The organism is Pseudomonas sp. B1-22, assembly GCF_050474425.1.
In the GTDB taxonomy this organism is placed as follows: Bacteria; Pseudomonadota; Gammaproteobacteria; order Pseudomonadales; family Pseudomonadaceae; genus Pseudomonas.
This window is the reverse complement of the sequence record NZ_JBCHVH010000001.1, coordinates 76226-94785: the sequence shown is the minus strand read 5'-3', so window position 1 is coordinate 94785 and position 18560 is coordinate 76226. Positions and strand designations below refer to the sequence as shown.

Sequence of the window (18560 nt, the reverse complement as noted above, 5' to 3'; positions counted from 1 at the left end):
GACGCCCTCGGCCTGTGGCGGCACGGCGCGCTGCGGCAGAGTGGGCGCACATTTCCACGGGAGGGAACCCATGCGCTGGATACTGCTGGCACTCATCGGTGGCATCGCCTACCTGCTTGCCGTCACCCTCGACCTGCCGCCCCTGCGCATGCTGTGCAAGCCGCTGCCGGTGCTCGCCCTGCTGTTCTGGGTGCTGAGCGCGCCGGCCGACACCTACCGGCGCTGGATCGCAGCGGGCCTGGTGCTGTCGATGCTGGGCGACATCCTCCTGGAGTGGCCGGTCAACGCCTTCGTCCCGGGGCTCGCCGCCTTCCTGCTGGCGCACCTGGCCTATCTGCTCGCCTACCTCGGGGATACCCGCCGCCTGGCCCCGGCGGGCCAGCTGTTCGCCGCCCTGCTCGGTGGCGGCCTGTTCGTCCTGCTCCATAGCCGGGGGCTCGGGCCGCTGCTGCTGCCGATCGCGCTCTATAGCCTGACCATCAGCTGCATGCTCTGGCGCGCCCTCGCCCGCCTCGGCTGCGCCGATCTGCCGGCCGCCAGCCGCAACCTCGCCGCGGTCGGCGCCCTGCTGTTCGTCAGTTCCGACGCGATGATCGGCATCAGCCGCTTCGTCGGCGCCTTCGACGGCTCCTCCTACGCCATCATGCTCACTTACTGGCTGGGCCAGTTCGGCATCGCGGCATCCGTCACAAGTCGTCATCAGGCTCTGCCATACTCCCCGGGACAGCCCACTTCCCGAGTCTGACATGCTGCGTTTCGCTGTGCCGGCTCTGCTCCTGTGCACCGCACTGATCGCCAGTGCCGAGCCACTGCGCCTGGCCGGCGACGACTGGTGCCCCTACATCTGCCCGGACAACCCGGACAAACCCGGCTATCTGCTCGAGGCCCTGTCCCGTATTCTCAGCCAGGCTCCAGCCTTCGAGCCCCTGCCCTGGCCCCGCGCCCTGCAGATGGCCCGCGAGGGCCTGGTGGATGGCGTGGTTGGCGCCTACCCGGAAGAATCCGAGAACCTGGTGATCGGCCAGGAGCCCATCGGCTGGGTGACCATGCGTTTCTATACCCGTACCGACAGTCCGTGGCACTACCAGGGTCCGGCATCGCTGGACGACCAGTCCATCGGCCTCGCTCAGGGCTATTCCTACGGCGCTGAGCTGGACGCCTGGCGCGACAGCCATCTGGACGATCACGAACAGGTGCAGGTACTCAGCGGTGAACGGGTGCTGGAACGCAACATCCAGAAGCTGTTGCTCGGGCGCATCAGCGTATTGCTCGAAGACAGCCAGATCGTCGAGCACTATCTTCAGCGTCACCGCCTGTCCGGGCAGATTCGTGCCGCCGGACAGCTTGCCGATAAACGTCCCATGTACGTCGCACTCAACCCGCGCCTGGAGTCGGTCAGGGAGCGTCTGGACGAGCTCGACGACGGTCTGCGCGAGTTCCGCCGCGGCGATCAGTGGAAACCGCTGATGCAAGGATATGGAGTGGCTGCGGAATAGCCTTCCGAGGCGTGAGAAAAGTCCGGCACAGCGCTTGGGCATCGGCTATAGATCAATTACAAGAGACTGCGATTAAGGGGAGCTCCATGCGTGCAGTAGTTCGCTCGATGATGTTGCTGGGGGCGTACATGATGCTCTCGGCGTGTGGCAGCCTGCTGCCCAGCGAACGTGCGGAAGTGCAGTCACCTTTCCTGGACTACCAGGATGCACAGAGCCGCTTCAACCAGGTCGAGACGGGCAAGACCACCAAGTCGCAGCTCTACGCACTGGGCTTCGACCCGCTGTCCCAGGGCAACGCCAAGATGCTCTCGTTCATCGACGTGCGGCTGATGTTCGTACAACCCAACATTCCCATCGACTACCTGCCTGACGGCCTGATCACCTGCCTGCAGGCCAAGGATCGCTGCGTCGGCTACGCCTTCGACTTCAGCAAGACCGACAGCCAGCGGGTGGGCAGTTTCTGGGCGGACATCTTCAACTTCCGCAAGCGCCGGGAAGTCCAGGGGTGGTCGTTCCGCCCGGTGTTCGTACTGATCGACGACGTGGTGGTGCACAAGACCAGCAACGGCGAGCCGAACATCCGCCGCCGGGAAGACAAGAAGAACCCGCTCGGCCCGCTGCAGGGCGCCGGCGAATACTTCTCCGACCAGCTCAAGTGACCCTTATCGGCTGAAGCTTGGGCGCACCCGGCGCCTCGGCTACAATGCGCGCCCCGGCAGACCGGGCGCGCCGCGCCCTGTTGCCTGTTCAGCGTAACGAGGCCCCATCCAGCGTGAGCGAATCCGACCGCATCTTCGCCCAGCCGCAAGCCCAGGTTCCCGACTTCACCTTCAACGAGGACGTGGTGCGCGTCTTCCCGGACATGATCAAGCGATCGGTGCCGGGCTACCCCACCATCGTCGAGAACATCGGTGTGCTCGGCGCGCGCTTTGCCGCCCCGAACAGCGTGCTGTACGACCTCGGCTGCTCCCTCGGCGCCGTGACCCAGGCGCTGCGCCGTCACGTGAAGACCGAAGGCTGCCGCGTCATCGGCGTGGACAACTCGGCGCCGATGATCGCGCGCTGCGGCGAATACCTACGCGCCCAGGACGCCATGCACCAGGAACTGCTGCCGGTCGAGCTGATCGAGGCGGACATCCTCACCCTGGAGCTCAGGCCCTGCTCGCTGATCGCGCTGAACTTCACCCTGCAGTTCATCGCCCCCGAACAACGCCTGACGCTGCTCACCCGCCTGCACAGCGCCCTGCTGCCCGGCGGCGCGCTGATCCTCTCGGAAAAACTGCGCTTCGCCGACGAGCAGGAGCACGAACTGCTCACCGACCTGCACATCGACTTCAAGCGCGCCAATGGCTACAGCGAACTGGAAATCGCCCAGAAACGCACCGCCATCGAGAACGTCATGCGCCCCGACACCCTGGAGACCCACCGCGAGCGCCTGCTGGCTGCCGGCTTCTCCAAGGTCGTGCCCTGGTTCCAGTGCCTCAACTTCGCTTCCCTGATTGCCCTGCCATGATCGAACGCTTCGACCTCGACCGCCTGAGCCTTGAACTGGCCGGCACGCCACTGGAATCCTGGGCCGCTTCCCTGCCCGCACAACTGGCCGCGAAGGTCGAGGATGGTCACGGCGACCTGGAACGCTGGCTGGCGGCGGTGGATCGCCTGCCGGAGCTGCACGCCGCGGCCGTCGAACTGCGTGAGCGCTTCAACCTCGAAGGCGCCTGCGACGAGGACACCCGTGCGCAGCTCAAACTGGCTCTGCAAGGGCTGATTCCGTGGCGCAAGGGCCCGTTCAATCTGTTCGGCGTGCACATCGACACCGAATGGCGCTCGGACTGGAAATGGGAGCGCGTCTCGCCGCACATCGACCTGGCGGGCAAGCGCATCCTCGATGTCGGCTGCGGCAACGGCTACTACCAGTGGCGCATGCTCGGCGCCGGCGCGCGCAGCGTGGTGGGCGTGGACCCGAACTGGCTGTTCTTCTGCCAGTTCCTGGCCATGAAGCGCTACCTGCCGGACCTGCCGGCCTGGCACCTGCCCTTCGCCCTGGAAGACCTGCCCGAGAAGCTGGAAGGCTTCGACACGGTGTTCTCCATGGGCGTGCTCTACCATCGCCGGTCGCCCATCGACCACCTGCTGGCGCTCAAGGACTGCCTGCGCCGTGGCGGCGAACTGGTGCTGGAAACCCTGGTAGTGGAAGGCGACGTGAATACCGTGCTGGTGCCCGAGGACCGCTACGCGCAGATGCGCAACGTGTGGTTCCTGCCGTCGGTGCCGGCGCTGGAGCTGTGGCTGCGCCGCGCGGGCTTCACCGATGTGCGCAGCGTGGACATCAGCCGCACCTCGGTGGAAGAGCAACGCGCCACCGAGTGGATGCGCTACCAGTCGCTGCCGGACTTCCTCGATCCGCACGACCACGGCCGCACCGTCGAAGGCCTGCCGGCGCCGCTGCGCGCCACGCTGGTGGCGCGCAAGCCCTGAGACGACTCACGGAAGTCCTGAAACTCTGTAGGAGCGCCCCATGGGCGCGATCGCGGGCATGGCCCGCTCCTACAGGAATCGCAGGATGCAGGACGCATAACGCCCAAAGCGTTATCCGCCCTAAGATTTCGAACTAAACACCAATCAGCGATTCGCAGCCGCCACGATCAGCGCCTTCATCTCCGCCACCGCCTGCTTGAAGCCCACGAACAGCGCGTGAGCAACGATGGCGTGGCCGATGTTCAGCTCGTTGATCCCGGCAATCGCCGCCACCGGCTCGGCGTTATGGTAGTGCAGGCCATGACCGGCATTGACGATCAGCCCGTGGGACAGGCCGAACTCCACGCCATCACGGATGCGCGCCAGTTCATGAGCGGCTTCGGCGGGGTTGTGGGCGTCGGCGTAGCGGCCGGTGTGCAGCTCGACGGCCGGGGCGCCGACACGTGCCGAGGCTTCAATCTGACGCTGGTCCGGATCGATGAACAGCGACACCTCGCAGCCAGCGGCAGCCAGGCGCTGCACCGCGTCGCGGATGCGCGCTTCCTGGCCGGCGACGTCCAGGCCACCCTCGGTGGTCAGCTCCTGGCGAGTCTCCGGAACCAGGCAGACGTGGGCCGGGCGGATGATCTCGGCGAACTTCATCATCTCCTCGGTGACGCCCATCTCGAAGTTCATGCGGGTCTGCAGCACTTCGGCGAGCACGCGCACGTCGCGGTCCTGGATGTGCCGGCGGTCCTCGCGCAGGTGCACGGTGATGCCGTCGGCGCCGGCTTCCTCGGCGTCCAGCGCGGCTTTCACCGGGTCGGGATAGCGGGTGCCGCGGGCCTGGCGCAGGGTAGCAACGTGGTCGATGTTCACGCCGAGCAGGATACGGTTGGCTTCAGTCACGGGAGTTGTCCTTGCGATTCATGAATAACTCGCGGCTGACCAGCGGTCGGCCGCCAAGATGGGGCGCCAGGGCCTGGCGCATCAGGCGCTTGGCCGCCGCCAGAGCGCCCGGAGCGCTCCAGTCGGCCTCGGCCATCGCCAGCAGATCGGCACCGTGGAACAGCCCCGGCTGCAGGCTGCCGACCGGCTCGAGGCCCGAGTCCGGCAGCAGGCGGTAAAGGCCATCGGGGGCCACCGGTTGACCGACGATATCGCTGTCCAGGGAGAAACCATACCCCAGCTCGTCCAGCAGCCGCCATTCGAAGGCGCGCAACAGCGGCTCCAGCGGCCGTCCGGCGGCCAGCAGTGGCAAGGTGGCCTGATAGTGGTCGAACAGCGCCGGATGCGGGTCTTCCGCCGGCAACAGGCGAATCATCAGCTCGTTCAGGTACAGGCCGCTGAACAGCGCTTCGCCGCTCAGCAGGTTGGGAATACCGTTGGCCTCCAGGCGCACGACGTTCTTCAGGTCGCTGCGCCCGCGGAATTCGGCTTCCAGCGGCACGAAGGGCCGCGCCAGTGCACCGGCCTTGCCCCGGGCGCCGCGCAGTACGGCCCGCAGCCGGCCTTGCGGCGTGAGGAAGTCCACCAGTGCGCTGGTTTCCTTGTAGGCACGGCTGTGCAGGACGAAAGCGGGTTGGGCGGGAGAAGCGAGGCTCATGGCGCTGCGCCTGGAGTGGGAATCGGGAGACGGGCGCGCTCAGGCGCCCGAAGGGTGCGCCCCGCGAAAGCTCGCGGGGCGTTGCGGCTCAGAGGTCGCCGTAGCCCAGCGAACGCAGCGCGCGCTCGTCGTCGGACCAGCCGCCCTTCACTTTCACCCAGAGGTTGAGCATGACCTTGGAGTCGAACAGCACTTCCATGTCCTTGCGCGCGTTCTGGCCGATGCTTTTGATGCGCTCGCCCTTCTCGCCGATGATGATCTTCTTCTGGCCGTCGCGCTCCACCAGGATCAGCGCGTGGATGTGCAGGATCGGACCGTCCTGCTTGAACTCTTCGATCTCCACGGTGACCTGATACGGCAGCTCGGCGCCCAGCTGGCGCATGATCTTCTCGCGCACCAGCTCGGCGGCGAGGAAACGGCTGCTGCGGTCGGTGATCTGGTCTTCCGGGAAGAAGTGATCGTTCTCGGGCAGGCGCTCGGCCACCAGGCCTTCCAGCACGTCGAGGTTCTGCCCGTGCTGGGCGGAAATCGGCACGACTTCGGCGTTGGGCAACTGTTCGGCCAGCCACTGCAGGTGCGGCAGCAGCTCGCCCTTGTCTTCCATGCGGTCGACCTTGTTCACCGCCAGCAGGACCGGGCAGCTCACGTACTTGACCTTGTCGTAGACCATCTGGTCCTCGTCGGTCCAGCGGTTGCGGTCGACGACGAAGATCACCACGTCGACATCCTTCAGCGCGGCGCTGGCCGAACGGTTCATGTAGCGGTTGAGCGCCTTGTCGTTGTCCTTGTGCAGGCCGGGGGTGTCGACGTACACCGCCTGCACGTCACCCTCGGTCTTGATACCCAGCAGGGTATGACGGGTGGTCTGCGGCTTGCGCGAGGTGATCGCCAGCTTCTGCCCGAGGATGTGGTTGAGCAGGGTCGACTTGCCTACGTTGGGGCGGCCGACGATGGCGACGTAACCGCAACGAACGGCTCCTGCTTCATCGTGCTCGGATGGGTCGTGCTGGTCTTGCTCGTGCTCACTCATGGCCATTCTCCACGCCCAGGGCTGCCAGCGCGGCAGCGGCGGCCACCTGCTCGGCGATGCGGCGGCTGCCGCCGTGGCCATGGGTCTTGTCATTCAACAGGGCAACCTCGCACTCGACGAAAAAGGTGCGGCAATGCGGTTCGCCCTGGATATCCACCACGTCGTAACGCGGCAACTCGCACCCGCGCGATTGCAGGAACTCCTGCAGGCGGGTCTTGGGGTCCTTGTTGGTATCCACCGGGGTCAGCTCGCGCAGCTGCGGGCCGAGCCAGGCCATGATCCGCTCACGGGCGGAGTCCATGCCGGTATCCAGGTAGATGGCGCCGATCAGCGCCTCCATGGCATCGGCCAGGATCGACTCACGGCGAAAACCGCCGCTCTTCAGCTCGCCCGAGCCCAGCCGCAGGTAATCACCGATTTCGAAACCGCGGGCCAGCAGGGCCAGGGTCTCGCCCTTCACCAGGCGCGCGCGCAGGCGCGATAGCTGGCCTTCGCGGGCTTGAGGGAAATGGGTGAAAAGGGCTTCGCCGATGACGAAGTTGAGGATGGCGTCGCCCAGGAACTCCAGGCGCTCGTTATTGCGCCCGGCGAAACTGCGGTGGGTCAGCGCCAGGACCATCAGGTCCTGGTCGCGAAAGGTATAGCCAAGCTTTCGCTCGAGTCGATCCAGACTGTTACTCACGGCATTCGTACACGAAATTCTTTGTCAAATTTGACCACCAGGTCGATGTTCTGGACCAGTGGCTCACGTTTTTCGTACTTCAGGTGGGCGCGGAACTCATTGTTCTCGAGCTTCACGTCCAGAGCGTCATCCAGCTTGAGGTCGCGGATGTTATTGAGCATCAGCGCCTTGTCCACGTAAGAGTAGAACTCCGGGACAGTGCGCACTTCGGCGGCCTTGTCGGTTTCCACCGAGGTGATGGCCTTCTCGATGGCGTAGTAATCCATGTAGTGCGGGAAGACCTTGAACGCCGCGCTGGCCAGGAACGCCACAACGGCCAGGATCACCAGCCAGCTCAGCAACGACATGCCCTTCTGCGAACGTGCGTACTTCATATCGACCTCATGTCGGTATCGTTCTTATTGTCCGCCAACCGCGGCGGGCCCACGTACAAGCGGGGCTGCCTCGCTCCCCGCGTGCAGCCCCGCCCGGGTTTCTAGCACTGTTCGCCGCCCGAAGGCTTCGAACATCTCACAACTTTAGTGGATCACGCCCACTCGCGAGAAATTCGGCAGGTTGCGCTGCTTGGGCTCCGGCCAGCTCATCCACACCGCGAACGCCTTGCCGACGATATTGCGGTCCGGAACCATGCCCAGCAGGTCCTTCGGGATCTTCGGGTCGTTCCAGTAGCGACTGTCGTTGGAGTTGTCGCGGTTGTCACCCATCATGAAGTAGTGCTCGGCCGGGACCTTCCACTGCTTGCCCGGCTCGATGCGGTAACGGGTCATTTCCTTGCGGATCAGGTGCTCCACGTCGCCCAGCTTTTCCTTGTACAGCGTCACGCTGCCCAGGCTGCCCGGCTCCTCGCCGATCAGTTTTTCGGCGACCAGCTGGTCGTTGATGTAGAGGCGCTTGTCGCTGGTGTAGCGGATGGTGTCGCCAGGGACGCCGATCACGCGCTTGATGTAGTTGATGTTCGGATCGCTGGGGTAGCGGAACACCATGACATCGCCGCGCTGCGGATCGCCCACCGGGATCACCTTGGTATCCAGCACGGGCAGGCGGATGCCGTAGGCGAACTTGTTGACCAGGATGAAATCGCCCACTTCCAGGGTAGGCTTCATCGAGCCGGACGGAATCTGGAACGGCTCGACCAGGAAGGAGCGCAGCACCAGCACGATGAACAGTACCGGGAAGAACGACTTGCCGTACTCGATCAGTACCGGCTCCTTGTTCAGTTTTTCCAGCACTTCCGGATCAGGCTCGCCAACCGTGCCTTCATAGGCGGAAATGGCCGCCCGGCGGCGCGGTGCGAACAGCACCAAGTCCACCAGGGCGAGAACGCCGCACACAGCAACGGCAATCACCAGCAACAGCGGGAAATTCAGCGTCATAGGGTTCAACTGTCCACTTTGAGCACAGCGAGGAAGGCTTCCTGCGGAATCTCCACGCTACCGACCTGCTTCATCCTTTTCTTACCGGCCTTCTGCTTTTCCAGCAGCTTGCGCTTACGGCTCACGTCACCACCATAGCACTTAGCCAGCACGTTCTTCCTGAGCGCCTTGACCGTCGAACGGGCAATGATCTGCCCACCGATGGCCGCTTGAATCGCGACGTCGAACATCTGCCGCGGAATCAGTTCTTTCATCTTCTCCACCAGCTGACGGCCCTTGTAGGGGGCGTTGTCGCGGTGGACGATCAGGGCGAGGGCGTCGACCTTCTCGCCGTTGATCAATACATCGAGACGGACCAGGTTGGCCGGCTCGAAGCGATCGAAGCTGTAGTCCAGCGAAGCATAGCCACGGCTGGTGGACTTCAGGCGGTCGAAGAAGTCCAGCACCACTTCGTTCATCGGCAGATCGTAGATCACCTGGACCTGGCCGCTGAGGAAGTGCATGTCGCGCTGTACGCCACGCTTCTCGATGCACAGGGTAATGACGTTGCCCAGGTGCTCCTGAGGCACAAGGATGGTGGCGCGGCAAATGGGCTCACGCATCTCGTCGATGGACGAGAGGTCCGGCAGCTTGGACGGGTTGTCGACATAGAGGATGTCGCCGTTCTTCTGCACGATCTCGAAGATCACGGTCGGTGCGGTGGTGATCAGGTCCAGGTCGTACTCGCGCTCCAGGCGCTCCTGGATGATCTCCATGTGCAGCATGCCGAGGAAGCCGATGCGGAAGCCGAAGCCCAGGGCCTCGGAGCTTTCCGGCTCGTACTGCAGCGCGGCGTCGTTCAGGGTCAGCTTCTGCAGGGCTTCGCGGAAGTCCTCGAAGTCATCGGAGCTGACCGGGAACAGGCCGGCGTAGACCTGCGGCTTGATGCGCTTGAAGCCCGGCAGCACGTCCACGTCGGGGGTGCTGTTGAGGGTCAGGGTATCGCCCACCGGCGCGCCGAGGATGTCCTTGATGCCGGCGATGATGAAGCCCACTTCACCGGCCTTGAGGTCCGGAGTCTCGGTGTGCTTCGGGGTGAAGACGCCGACGCTGTCCACCTGGTGGACCTTGCCGGTGGACTTCACCAGAATCTTGTCGCCTTTCTTGACGCGGCCGTGCTTCACACGTACCAGCGAGACCACGCCCAGGTAGTTGTCGAACCAGGAGTCGATGATCAGCGCCTGCAGCGGAGCGTCGATCTCGCCTTCGGGCGCCGGGATGGCGCTGACCAGACGCTCCAGCACATCTTCCACGCCCATGCCGCTCTTGGCCGAGCAGGCCACGGCGTCGGTGGCGTCGATGCCGATGATGCTCTCGATCTCGTCCTTCACGCGGTCGGGGTCGGCCTGCGGCAGGTCCATCTTGTTCAGCACGGGCATGACTTCCAGGCCCTGCTCGATGGCGGTGTAGCAGTTGGCGACCGACTGCGCTTCCACGCCCTGGCCGGCGTCCACCACCAGCAGAGCGCCCTCGCAGGCGGCCAGCGAGCGGCTGACTTCGTAGGTGAAGTCGACGTGACCGGGGGTATCGATGAAGTTCAGCTGGTAGGTCTTGCCGTCCTTCGCCTTGTAGTGAAGGGTGACGCTGTGCGCCTTGATGGTGATGCCGCGCTCGCGCTCCAGGTCCATGGAGTCCAGTACCTGGGCCTCCATCTCGCGGTCGGACAGGCCGCCGCACATCTGGATGAAGCGGTCCGCCAGCGTCGACTTGCCATGGTCGATGTGGGCGATGATGGAGAAATTGCGGATATGACTCAGGTCACTCACGGCTGAACACACTCGAAAGGCTGAAGGCGGCAATCCGCCGAAAAATAGCCGGGGAGTTTACTTGAATACCGCACCGTCCGCTATGTCTGCGCCGGACGGACAGGCATGAAAAAGGGCGGTGAAGACCGCCCTTTTTCGATGCCGAGCTTACTCGGCGAGCTTGAAGGTGATGAAACTCGCACGCCCCTGGCGCAGTACGCGCATGGAGATGGAGCGATCCTTCGGCAGAGACTTGGCGATCTCGGAGAAGGTCTTGGACGAATCCACCGCACGGTTGTTCAGGTGGGTGATCACATCGCCCGGACGCAGGCCGATCATCGCTGCCGGGCCACCCTGGACTTCCTTGATCACCACGCCGCCCTTGATGTCCAGCGACTTGCGCTGCTCGGCAGTCAGCTCCGCCACGGTCACGCCCATGCGGTTGCTGCTGCGCTCGGCGCCCTTGCCTTCGACGGCGGCGACTTCCTCGTCCTCGTCCGGCAGGTTGCCGATGGTCATGTTCAGCGTCTTGCGGCTGCCATCGCGGATGACTTCCAGGGCCGCCTTGTCGCCCGGCTTCATGTTGCCCACCAGGTGCGGCAGATCGGCCGATTCATTGATGGTCTGGCCATTCAGGCTGAGGATCACGTCGCCTACCTGCAGGCCGCCCTTGGCCGCCGGGCCGTCTTCGACCAGCTGCGCCACCAGAGCGCCGGACGGCTTGTCGAGCCCGAAGGACTCGGCCAGGTCCTTGTTCACTTCCTGGATCACCACACCCAGCCAGCCACGGCTGACCTTGCCGCCTTTCTTCAGCTGATCGGCGACGTTCAGCGCCACATCGATCGGAATCGCGAAGGAGAGGCCCATGAAGCCGCCGGAACGGGTGAAGATCTGCGAGTTGATACCCACGACTTCGCCCTGCAGGTTCAGCAGCGGACCACCGGAGTTGCCCGGGTTGATCGCCACGTCTGTCTGGATGAACGGCACGTAGTTCTCGTTCGGCAGGCTGCGGCCCTTGGCGCTGACGATACCGGCGGTCACCGAATGGTCGAAGCCGAAGGGCGAGCCGATGGCCAGCACCCACTCACCCACCTTCAGCTTGTCGGAGTCGCCCAGCTTGAGGGTCGGCAGGTTCTTGGCCTCGATCTTCAGCACGGCCACGTCGCTGCGCGGATCGGCACCCACCAGCTTGGCCTTGTGCTCGCTGCGGTCGGACAGGCGCACCAGAATCTCGTCGGCGTCGGCCACCACATGGTTGTTGGTCAGGATGTAGCCATCATCAGAGATGATGAAACCCGAACCCAGGGACTGCGCTTCGCGCTGCTGGCCACGGGGCGCCTGCCCCTGACCGCCCTGGCCGCGGGGAATGCTGCGCTCGAAGAACTCGCGCAGGCCCGGCGGCAGGCCGTCCAGGTCCGGGATGCCCATCTGGGCATTCGAGCGATCCGGGAGCTTCTGCGTGGTACTGATGTTGACCACCGCCGGCGACGCCTTCTCCACCAGCGGCGTGAAGTCCGGTAATTCGGCACGCGCAGTGACCGACAGGCTCAAGGCCAGCAGGGCAACCAGCGCAGCCATGCTGCGTTTCAGGGTTTGCATTGACTACAGCTCCCGTGATGTTGATTGGGAAAGAGACTAAACCGGGCCGAGCGGCCCACCGACCAGCGCACGCAGCACAACCGGTTGCATCGCCGGATCATCCGAATGGCGTCGCGCCAGGCGACGCACGAGCAACCAGGCCAGCAGGAATCCCGCAAGCCCGGCCGCCATGACCAGAGGTTCCCCGAAACCGAGGCGCGCCGCCAGTAGTGCCAGCGCGAAAAGTCCAAGCAACGGGGAAAGATAGAAGAGCAGGGCACTCTTCAGGAGAAGGTCCTCGCCTACGCCCAACACGACTTCGTCGCCAGGCGCCAGCTTCAGCGAAGACAAGGCGCGCACGCGGCCACGCCTGTTACCGACACCCAACCGGCCCAGGATACCCTGTCCGCAGCCGGCATTCACTGAACATCCCGAGCAGGTGGATTGGCGCAGCGTTTCGACCCAGACCGCTCCGGACTCGACCGCCACTACCCTCCCCCGCTCCTCGATCACTCGGGCTGGGCTCCCGCTGGCCGCATGGACAGCGCAACCCGCTCAGCCGTACCACTGGGTATCTCGCCCACGACGGTCACCATGGTGCCGCCATCTTCACTGGCGTATCGCCGGGATACCACGGTCGTCGGGCCCAACTGGGTACGCGCATCGTCGACCTTGGCGCCATGCAGCGGCTCGAGGAACACCGAGAAGCGCGCCAGGCCATCGCCGTATGCCAGGCAGAGCACCTGGTCGTCCGACACCGGGCTGCGCTGTTGCAAGGTGCTGTTGAGGGTGAACCCCGGGGGCACCCACTCCGAATGCCAGCCGGTTTTCACGGCCGCGCTCTTGAGCTCCTTGACCGGCTGACAGGCCGAGGTCGGCTGCAGCTCGGCATCGTCAGGGGCCGTCAGGTCGATGCGGGTGAATTGCAGGCGCTCGATGACCTGTCCTTTGTCGTTGAGCAGCAGGGACTTGAGCGGCAGACCGGTTTCCTTGTCCAGATGGAGCTCGAAACCGTAGCGGTGCTGGTCGCGCGGCAGCACGGCAAGCACCACGGCCGGGCGATCGGCGATGCGCGACTCGCCCGCCATGCGGATGTCGTACCAGGAGGTCAGGTCCTGCGGATTCAGCTTGTGCGTGGGCCAGAGCTGACCCACCGCAACCTGCCCGGCCATGCCGCCGCCGACGCACTGGGTGGCGCCATCGACCCGCAGCACTTCCTGGCGCGGGCCATCGGCCTGCACCAGGCGCTCGCGCACAGAACCATCGGCATCGACCCGATGCCACACGTCGTGGGTCGAGAAGGTGCCGCTGCGCTCGTAGACGAAAGTACCCTGGAAATTCTGTTGCTGATCCGCCTCGGAGAGACGTTTGATCCAGTCCAACGCATCGGCGGCCTGGACTGGCAAAGCCAGCAGACCGCCAAGGATGAACAGCAGTGCTGTAGTCGCGCGCATGTCGCTCCTTAAGGTCGCAAAATCAGCGGCTTTCCAGGCTCGCGGCGCGCGCGTAAGGCAGGGCGCTGTCAGTACCGTTTACGGCGGACTGTTGCGCATGTTGGCGCAGATAACCCGGAAGACGCTGCTCATGCCAGGTGGTCTGCCCGCCCTGGGCATTGGTGATCACCTGCGGCGCCTCGTCCTGAGTGTAGCCTGCCAGAACCGCCGGCCCCTGAACTTGCGGCAGAGCGATCTGCTGCGTGGCAGTCGACTGCTGGGCCAGTCCGTTGTTGGCGACGCCGCTGTCCTGATGGTACAGGCGAACACCCGCCAGCACGGCCAGGGTCACCGACGCGGCGACCGCCAGGCGGCCAATGTTGCGCCACGGATTGGGCTTGCTCGGCGCCGGCGCGGCTTCATTGGCCAGAGCGACGGACACGGCGGCGGCGATATCCAGCTTTGGCATCGCCGGCTCCTTGTGCATCACCGCACGGGCCAGTTGATAACGGGACCAGGTGGCCCGCAATTCGGCGTCCTCGCCGCAGGCTGCAAGCACTCGCCGCAGCTCAAGCTCATCCGCTTCGTTATCCATTACAGCGGACAGCGACTCCTGCAGGGCTTCACGACTCATAGCGGTACCTCTCTTGGCTGTTGCCGCTGTATCAGACTTCTTCATGCAACAAAGGCTGCAAAGCTTTGTCGATCGCTTCCCGCGCACGGAATATCCGTGAGCGGACCGTCCCCACCGGACACTGCATCACGGTGGCGATATCTTCGTAACTCAAGCCTTCGAACTCGCGCAGGGTCAGTGCCGTGCGCAGATCCTCCGGCAGCTGCTGGATGGTGCGATGAACTGTTTCCTCGATCTCATCCCGCAGCATGGCTCGTTCCGGCGACTCGATGTCCTTCAGGGCATGGTCGCCCTCGAAGAACTCCGCGTCTTCCGCAGTGACATCGCTGTCAGGCGGGCGCCGACCGCGCGCCACCAGGTGGTTCTTCGCGGTATTGATGGCGATACGGTACAGCCAGGTATAAAAGGCACTATCGCCTCGGAAGTTACCCAAGGCGCGATACGCCTTGATGAATGCTTCCTGTGCGACATCCTGGGCTTCCTGGGCGTCGTGCACGAACCGCACGATCAGCCCGAGAATCTTGTGCTGGTACTTCAGCACCAGCAGATCGAATGCCCGCTTGTCTCCGCGCTGTACCCGTTCAACCAGTTGCTGATCCTGTTCCTGGGTTAGCATGAATGCTCCTCTACGAACCTGGAGGAGCTTCGAGCACCCTGGTGAATCGTCCTGCCAAGATAGACTCGGGACTTCTGCAAAAGTTCTCCCCTCCAAGCATGCGCCGCACAGTTTTTTCACGTTCGCGGCAACCGGACCCAGACATGCGTCCGAAGCCCGTTGAATTCAACTGTATCGGGCGAAACACCCGCGCTCCCCTCCGCGCAGTCCGAGCCTGCGCGAAAACGACTTAAGGTATTTTGGGTTGGAACCGGAACGACTAAAAAAGTTCCGGCGATTTGCCACGATCCGTCACCTCCGATGCAACACCAACACGCCTGCATTCGCGGCATGAGCGGGAGTCCGGAGAGTCCGCCCTGCGGCTGCCGTCCGCCGCAGGCGGCTTCGGTGTCATCGGTTCGCCAGTATTGTGCCGTGACACCCTTCTATATACTAGGGCGCCTTTTTGGTGGAGCCGGACATGGGTCAGCACTTCCAGCATGATGTATTGGTGATCGGCAGCGGGGCCGCAGGCCTGACGCTCGCCCTGACGCTGCCCGCGCACCTGCGCATCGCCGTCCTGAGCAAGGGCGAACTGTCCCAGGGCTCGACCTTCTGGGCCCAGGGCGGAGTCGCCGCCGTGCTGGACGATACCGATACCGTCGAGTCCCACGTCGAGGACACCCTGGTCGCCGGCGCCGGCCTGTGCCGCGAAGACGCCGTGAAGTTCACCGTCGAGCACAGCCGCGAAGCCATCCAGTGGCTGATCGAACAGGGCGTGCCTTTCACCCGCGACCACGAACCGGGGCGCGAGGACGGCGGCTTCGAGTTCCACCTGACCCGTGAAGGCGGCCACAGCCACCGCCGCATCATTCACGCCGCCGACGCCACCGGCGCAGCCATCTTCAACACCCTGCTGGAGCAGGCGCGCCAGCGGCCGAACATCGAACTGCTGGCGCAACGGGTCGCGGTCGACCTGATCACCGAGCGCAAGCTCGGCATGAAGGGCCAGCGCTGCCTGGGCGCCTATGTGCTGGACCGCAGCACCGGCGAAGTCGACACCTTCGGCGCGCGCTTTACCGTGCTCGCCTCCGGCGGCGCCAGCAAGGTCTACCTCTATACCAGCAACCCGGACGGCAACTCCGGCGACGGTATCGCCATGGCCTGGCGCGCCGGCTGCCGGGTCGGCAACCTGGAGTTCAACCAGTTCCACCCGACCTGCCTGTACCACCCGCAGGCCAAGAGCTTCCTGATCACCGAGGCCATACGTGGCGAAGGCGGCCTGCTGCGCCTGCCCAACGGCGAGCGCTTCATGCAGCGCTTCCATGCCCTGGCCGAACTCGCGCCGCGCGACGTGGTGGCCCGCGCCATCGACCACGAGATGAAGCGCCTGGGCATCGACTACGTCTACCTGGACATCAGCCACAAGCCGGACGCGTTCATCCGCGAGCACTTCCCCACCGTCTACGAGCGCTGCCTGGACTTCGGAATCGACATCACCCGCGAGCCGATCCCGGTAGTACCCGCGGCGCACTACACCTGCGGCGGCGTACTGGTGGACCAGCACGGCCACACCGACGTACCGAACCTCTACGCCATCGGCGAAACCACCTTCACCGGCCTGCACGGCGCCAACCGCATGGCCAGCAATTCCCTGCTGGAGTGCTTCGTCTACGCCCGTTCCGCCGCCGCCGACATCGTCGGCAAACTTGCCCGCGCGCCCGCTCCAGCCCCCCTGCCCGGCTGGGACGCCAGCCAGGTGACCGACTCGGACGAAGACGTGATCATCGCGCACAACTGGGACGAGCTGCGGCGCTTCATGTGGGACTACGTCGGCATCGTACGCACCAACAAGCGCCTGGCCCGCGCGCAGCACCGCGTGCGCCTGCTGCTGGACGAGATCGACGAGTTCTACTCGAACTACAAGGTCAGCCGCGACCTGATCGAGTTGCGCAACCTGGCCCAGGTGGCCGAGCTGATCATCAACTCCGCCATGCAGCGCCACGAAAGTCGCGGCCTGCACTACACCCTGGACTATCCGGACCTGCTGCCCGAGGCGCGCGACACTATCCTGGCGCCGCCCACCTATTGCGGCTGAAGCGCAGCCTTACCCGCAGGCGCCGGTGCAGCTCCGGTGCCAGGGCATCGGCCGGCACGCAGACGCTGCCCACCAGCCACTGGCCGGGACGACGGAAACGCAGCACGATCAACGCCGGCAGCGCCAGGCTGTCCGGCATCAGCTGCACCGGCTGGAATCCTTCCCGCTCACTCCACAACTGCCAACCCCCGGCGTCATGGCGCAGCGCGCGCACCGCAGCCGGGCCGCGCAACAGGATCCGCCCTGGCACTACCCAGCAGGCGTGCAGCAGGCAAAGGCTCAGGCCGAGTGAAATCCAGTGGAAGGGAATGTCTGCGAGCAGCAACGCAAGGACGGCGAACGACTGCGCGCCGAGATAGGCCACCAGCAACCCGATGGACGGTCGCCAGTGGCATTCGAAGGGGTCACTTCGGCTGGACACGGTCCAGGATCATGCGAACGATGTGGCGCAGGTCGGCATCGTCCGGCTCGCCGCGCTGCATGAACCAGCCGAACATATCCTGGTCCTCGCACTCCAGCAGCTTGCGGAAGCGCGCCTGGTCCTCGGCGCCAAGGCCCGGGTAGACCTCCTGGACGAAGGGCACCAGCAGCACGTCCAGCTCCAGCATGCCACGGCGGCTGTGCCAGAACAGGCGCTTGAGTTCGATTTCATCGGTCATCTGCAGGTACCTCGAATAACGGCGGGCGAATACATCGGATCGCTCGCGGGGGCGACGGCCGGCGCGAGCCGAGCGGCATTATACGCATGCGGCCCAGCTCCCGGCACCCGCTGACAAGCCTCGGTCCGGGCTCTATCATGAGGCCCCTAACTTTCTTCCAGCGAATCGTGATGACCGCCTCCGTCTTCTTCACCGAACTCAATCACGAAGGGATTCTCGCCGTGCGCGGCGTGGACGCCGCCAAATTCCTCCAGGGCCAGCTGACCTGCAACCTCAGCTACCTGAACGACGAAACCGCAAGCCTTGGCGCGCGCTGCACCCCCAAGGGGCGCATGACCTCCAGCTTCCGCATCGTCGCCGAGGGCGACGGCTACCTGCTGGCGATGGCCAGCGACCTGCTCGACGGCCAGCTAACCGATCTCAAGAAGTACGCCGTGTTCTCCAAGGCCAGCCTGTCGGACGACAGCGCCCTGTGGACGCGCTTCGGCCTGAGCGGCGCCGACGCCCTGCTCGCCGAGCTGGGCCTTGCGCTCAGCGGCCAGGCCGACCAGGTGGCGCGCCATGACGGCCTGATCGCCATCGGCCTGGGCCAGGGCCGCGTCGAGCTCTGGGTGCCGGCTCCACGCGCCGCCGAGCTGCGTGAGCACCTGGCTGCGCAACTGGCGCACGGCAACCTCAACGACTGGCTGCTCGGCCAGGTCCGCGCCGGTGTCGGCCAAGTCTTCGGCAGCACCCGCGAGCTGTTCATCCCGCAGATGATCAACCTGCAGGCCGTCGGCGGCGTGAGCTTCAAGAAGGGCTGCTACACCGGCCAGGAAATCGTCGCGCGCATGCAGTACCTCGGCCGCCTCAAGCGCCGCCTGCATCGCCTGGCGCTGGACGGCAATGAACTGCCGGAGCCGGGCCGCGAGCTGTTCTCGCCGGTGCACTCCACCAGCGTCGGCGAAGTGGTGCTGGCCGCCCATGCCGCGGAAGGCGTGGAGCTGCTGGCGGTGCTGCAGGACGACGCCGTCGCCGATGGTCGCGTGCGCCTGGGCGAGGCCGAAGGCCAGCCGCTGCGCCTTCTGGACCTGCCCTACACCCTGGACAGCGACCGAGAGATCCAGCGCTGAACTCGGCCGGGTGGGGAGCCCGG

The 18560-nt window shown here is 65.0% G+C and carries 21 protein-coding genes; 7 read left to right on the top strand and 14 right to left on the bottom strand.

The genetic code is table 11. From position 1 onward, the window contains the following. Window positions 1–70: 70 nt before the first annotated feature. The 5 genes from ACQ5BL_RS00390 (at window position 71) to cmoB (ending at window position 3974) form a co-directional block, all read left to right on the top strand. Window positions 71–745 (top strand): lysoplasmalogenase, encoded by a 675-nt coding sequence (locus tag ACQ5BL_RS00390; RefSeq protein ID WP_430292756.1) that lies wholly within the window; start codon window positions 71–73, stop codon window positions 743–745. A gap of 1 nt (window position 746) precedes the next feature. After that, a complete protein-coding gene (locus ACQ5BL_RS00385; protein ID WP_243806063.1) occupies window positions 747–1496 on the top strand; it encodes a substrate-binding periplasmic protein in 750 nt (249 codons plus the stop codon). 86 nt (window positions 1497–1582) lie between these two features. Continuing rightward, window positions 1583–2155, top strand: coding sequence for a hypothetical protein (locus tag ACQ5BL_RS00380; protein WP_207887197.1), 573 nt, complete (start codon window positions 1583–1585; stop codon window positions 2153–2155). A 113-nt stretch (window positions 2156–2268) separates the two neighbouring features. Continuing rightward, window positions 2269–3009, top strand: a complete 741-nt coding sequence (gene cmoA, locus ACQ5BL_RS00375) for a carboxy-S-adenosyl-L-methionine synthase CmoA (RefSeq protein ID WP_243806065.1) — start codon at window positions 2269–2271, stop codon at window positions 3007–3009. Beyond that, on the top strand, window positions 3006–3974 hold the full coding sequence (gene cmoB, locus ACQ5BL_RS00370) for a tRNA 5-methoxyuridine(34)/uridine 5-oxyacetic acid(34) synthase CmoB (protein WP_243806067.1): 969 nt from the start codon (window positions 3006–3008) through the stop codon (window positions 3972–3974). Before cmoA ends, cmoB begins: the two co-directional genes overlap by 4 nt. Before the next feature lie 144 nt (window positions 3975–4118). On the opposite strand, the gene pdxJ is transcribed toward cmoB, so the two are convergent. The 12 genes from pdxJ to rpoE form a co-directional block, all read right to left on the bottom strand. After that, on the bottom strand, window positions 4119–4862 hold the full coding sequence (pdxJ, locus tag ACQ5BL_RS00365; protein ID WP_243806069.1) for a pyridoxine 5'-phosphate synthase: 744 nt from the start codon (window positions 4860–4862) through the stop codon (window positions 4119–4121). Then, complete coding sequence (gene recO / locus ACQ5BL_RS00360; RefSeq protein ID WP_207887201.1) at window positions 4855–5559, bottom strand: DNA repair protein RecO; 705 nt, start codon at window positions 5557–5559, stop codon at window positions 4855–4857. Before recO ends, pdxJ begins: the two co-directional genes overlap by 8 nt. A gap of 88 nt (window positions 5560–5647) precedes the next feature. Beyond that, window positions 5648–6589 carry a GTPase Era gene (gene era / locus ACQ5BL_RS00355; protein ID WP_243806071.1) on the bottom strand — a complete coding sequence of 314 codons (942 nt, stop codon included), beginning with the start codon at window positions 6587–6589 and terminating at the stop codon, window positions 5648–5650. Then, a complete protein-coding gene (gene rnc / locus ACQ5BL_RS00350; protein ID WP_207887202.1) occupies window positions 6582–7271 on the bottom strand; it encodes a ribonuclease III in 690 nt (229 codons plus the stop codon). Before rnc ends, era begins: the two co-directional genes overlap by 8 nt. Continuing rightward, a complete protein-coding gene (locus ACQ5BL_RS00345; RefSeq protein WP_207887203.1) occupies window positions 7268–7645 on the bottom strand; it encodes a DUF4845 domain-containing protein in 378 nt (125 codons plus the stop codon). The genes rnc and ACQ5BL_RS00345 overlap by 4 nt, the downstream gene beginning before the upstream one ends. A 144-nt stretch (window positions 7646–7789) precedes the next feature. Beyond that, complete coding sequence (gene lepB, locus ACQ5BL_RS00340; protein ID WP_243806073.1) at window positions 7790–8644, bottom strand: signal peptidase I; 855 nt, start codon at window positions 8642–8644, stop codon at window positions 7790–7792. A 5-nt stretch (window positions 8645–8649) separates the two neighbouring features. Continuing rightward, window positions 8650–10449: a translation elongation factor 4 gene (gene lepA, locus ACQ5BL_RS00335; protein ID WP_207887205.1), complete on the bottom strand. Its 1800-nt coding sequence runs from the start codon at window positions 10447–10449 to the stop codon at window positions 8650–8652. A gap of 147 nt (window positions 10450–10596) precedes the next feature. Beyond that, window positions 10597–12027 carry a DegQ family serine endoprotease gene (locus tag ACQ5BL_RS00330; RefSeq protein WP_243806075.1) on the bottom strand — a complete coding sequence of 477 codons (1431 nt, stop codon included), beginning with the start codon at window positions 12025–12027 and terminating at the stop codon, window positions 10597–10599. A gap of 36 nt (window positions 12028–12063) precedes the next feature. After that, on the bottom strand, window positions 12064–12519 hold the full coding sequence (locus ACQ5BL_RS00325) for a SoxR reducing system RseC family protein (protein WP_243806077.1): 456 nt from the start codon (window positions 12517–12519) through the stop codon (window positions 12064–12066). Beyond that, entirely contained in the window at window positions 12516–13460 is a 945-nt protein-coding gene (locus ACQ5BL_RS00320; RefSeq protein ID WP_243806079.1) for a MucB/RseB C-terminal domain-containing protein, read from the bottom strand. Before ACQ5BL_RS00320 ends, ACQ5BL_RS00325 begins: the two co-directional genes overlap by 4 nt. Before the next feature lie 22 nt (window positions 13461–13482). Further along, window positions 13483–14073, bottom strand: a complete 591-nt coding sequence (locus ACQ5BL_RS00315; RefSeq protein WP_243806081.1) for a sigma-E factor negative regulatory protein — start codon at window positions 14071–14073, stop codon at window positions 13483–13485. Window positions 14074–14104: 31 nt separating this feature from the next. Beyond that, the gene (gene rpoE, locus ACQ5BL_RS00310) at window positions 14105–14689 is read right to left on the bottom strand and encodes an RNA polymerase sigma factor RpoE (protein ID WP_015476086.1); all 585 of its coding nucleotides are present in this window, start codon (window positions 14687–14689) and stop codon (window positions 14105–14107) included. A 460-nt stretch (window positions 14690–15149) separates the two neighbouring features. Between rpoE and nadB the strand changes: the two genes are divergently transcribed. Beyond that, on the top strand, window positions 15150–16766 hold the full coding sequence (gene nadB / locus ACQ5BL_RS00305) for an L-aspartate oxidase (RefSeq protein WP_207887210.1): 1617 nt from the start codon (window positions 15150–15152) through the stop codon (window positions 16764–16766). Here the strand turns inward: nadB and ACQ5BL_RS00300 are convergent. Both ACQ5BL_RS00300 and ACQ5BL_RS00295 read right to left on the bottom strand, forming a co-directional pair. Next, window positions 16735–17187, bottom strand: a complete 453-nt coding sequence (locus ACQ5BL_RS00300; protein WP_243806083.1) for a protein YgfX — start codon at window positions 17185–17187, stop codon at window positions 16735–16737. The genes nadB and ACQ5BL_RS00300 overlap by 32 nt on opposite strands. Further along, window positions 17171–17425, bottom strand: coding sequence for a succinate dehydrogenase assembly factor 2 (locus ACQ5BL_RS00295; RefSeq protein ID WP_207887212.1), 255 nt, complete (start codon window positions 17423–17425; stop codon window positions 17171–17173). The genes ACQ5BL_RS00300 and ACQ5BL_RS00295 overlap by 17 nt, the downstream gene beginning before the upstream one ends. 170 nt (window positions 17426–17595) lie before the next feature. Here ACQ5BL_RS00295 and ACQ5BL_RS00290 point away from each other — a divergent pair, with 170 nt between their 5' ends. Next, entirely contained in the window at window positions 17596–18537 is a 942-nt protein-coding gene (locus ACQ5BL_RS00290) for a YgfZ/GcvT domain-containing protein (protein ID WP_243806085.1), read from the top strand. The last annotated feature ends 23 nt before the right edge of the window (window positions 18538–18560 follow it).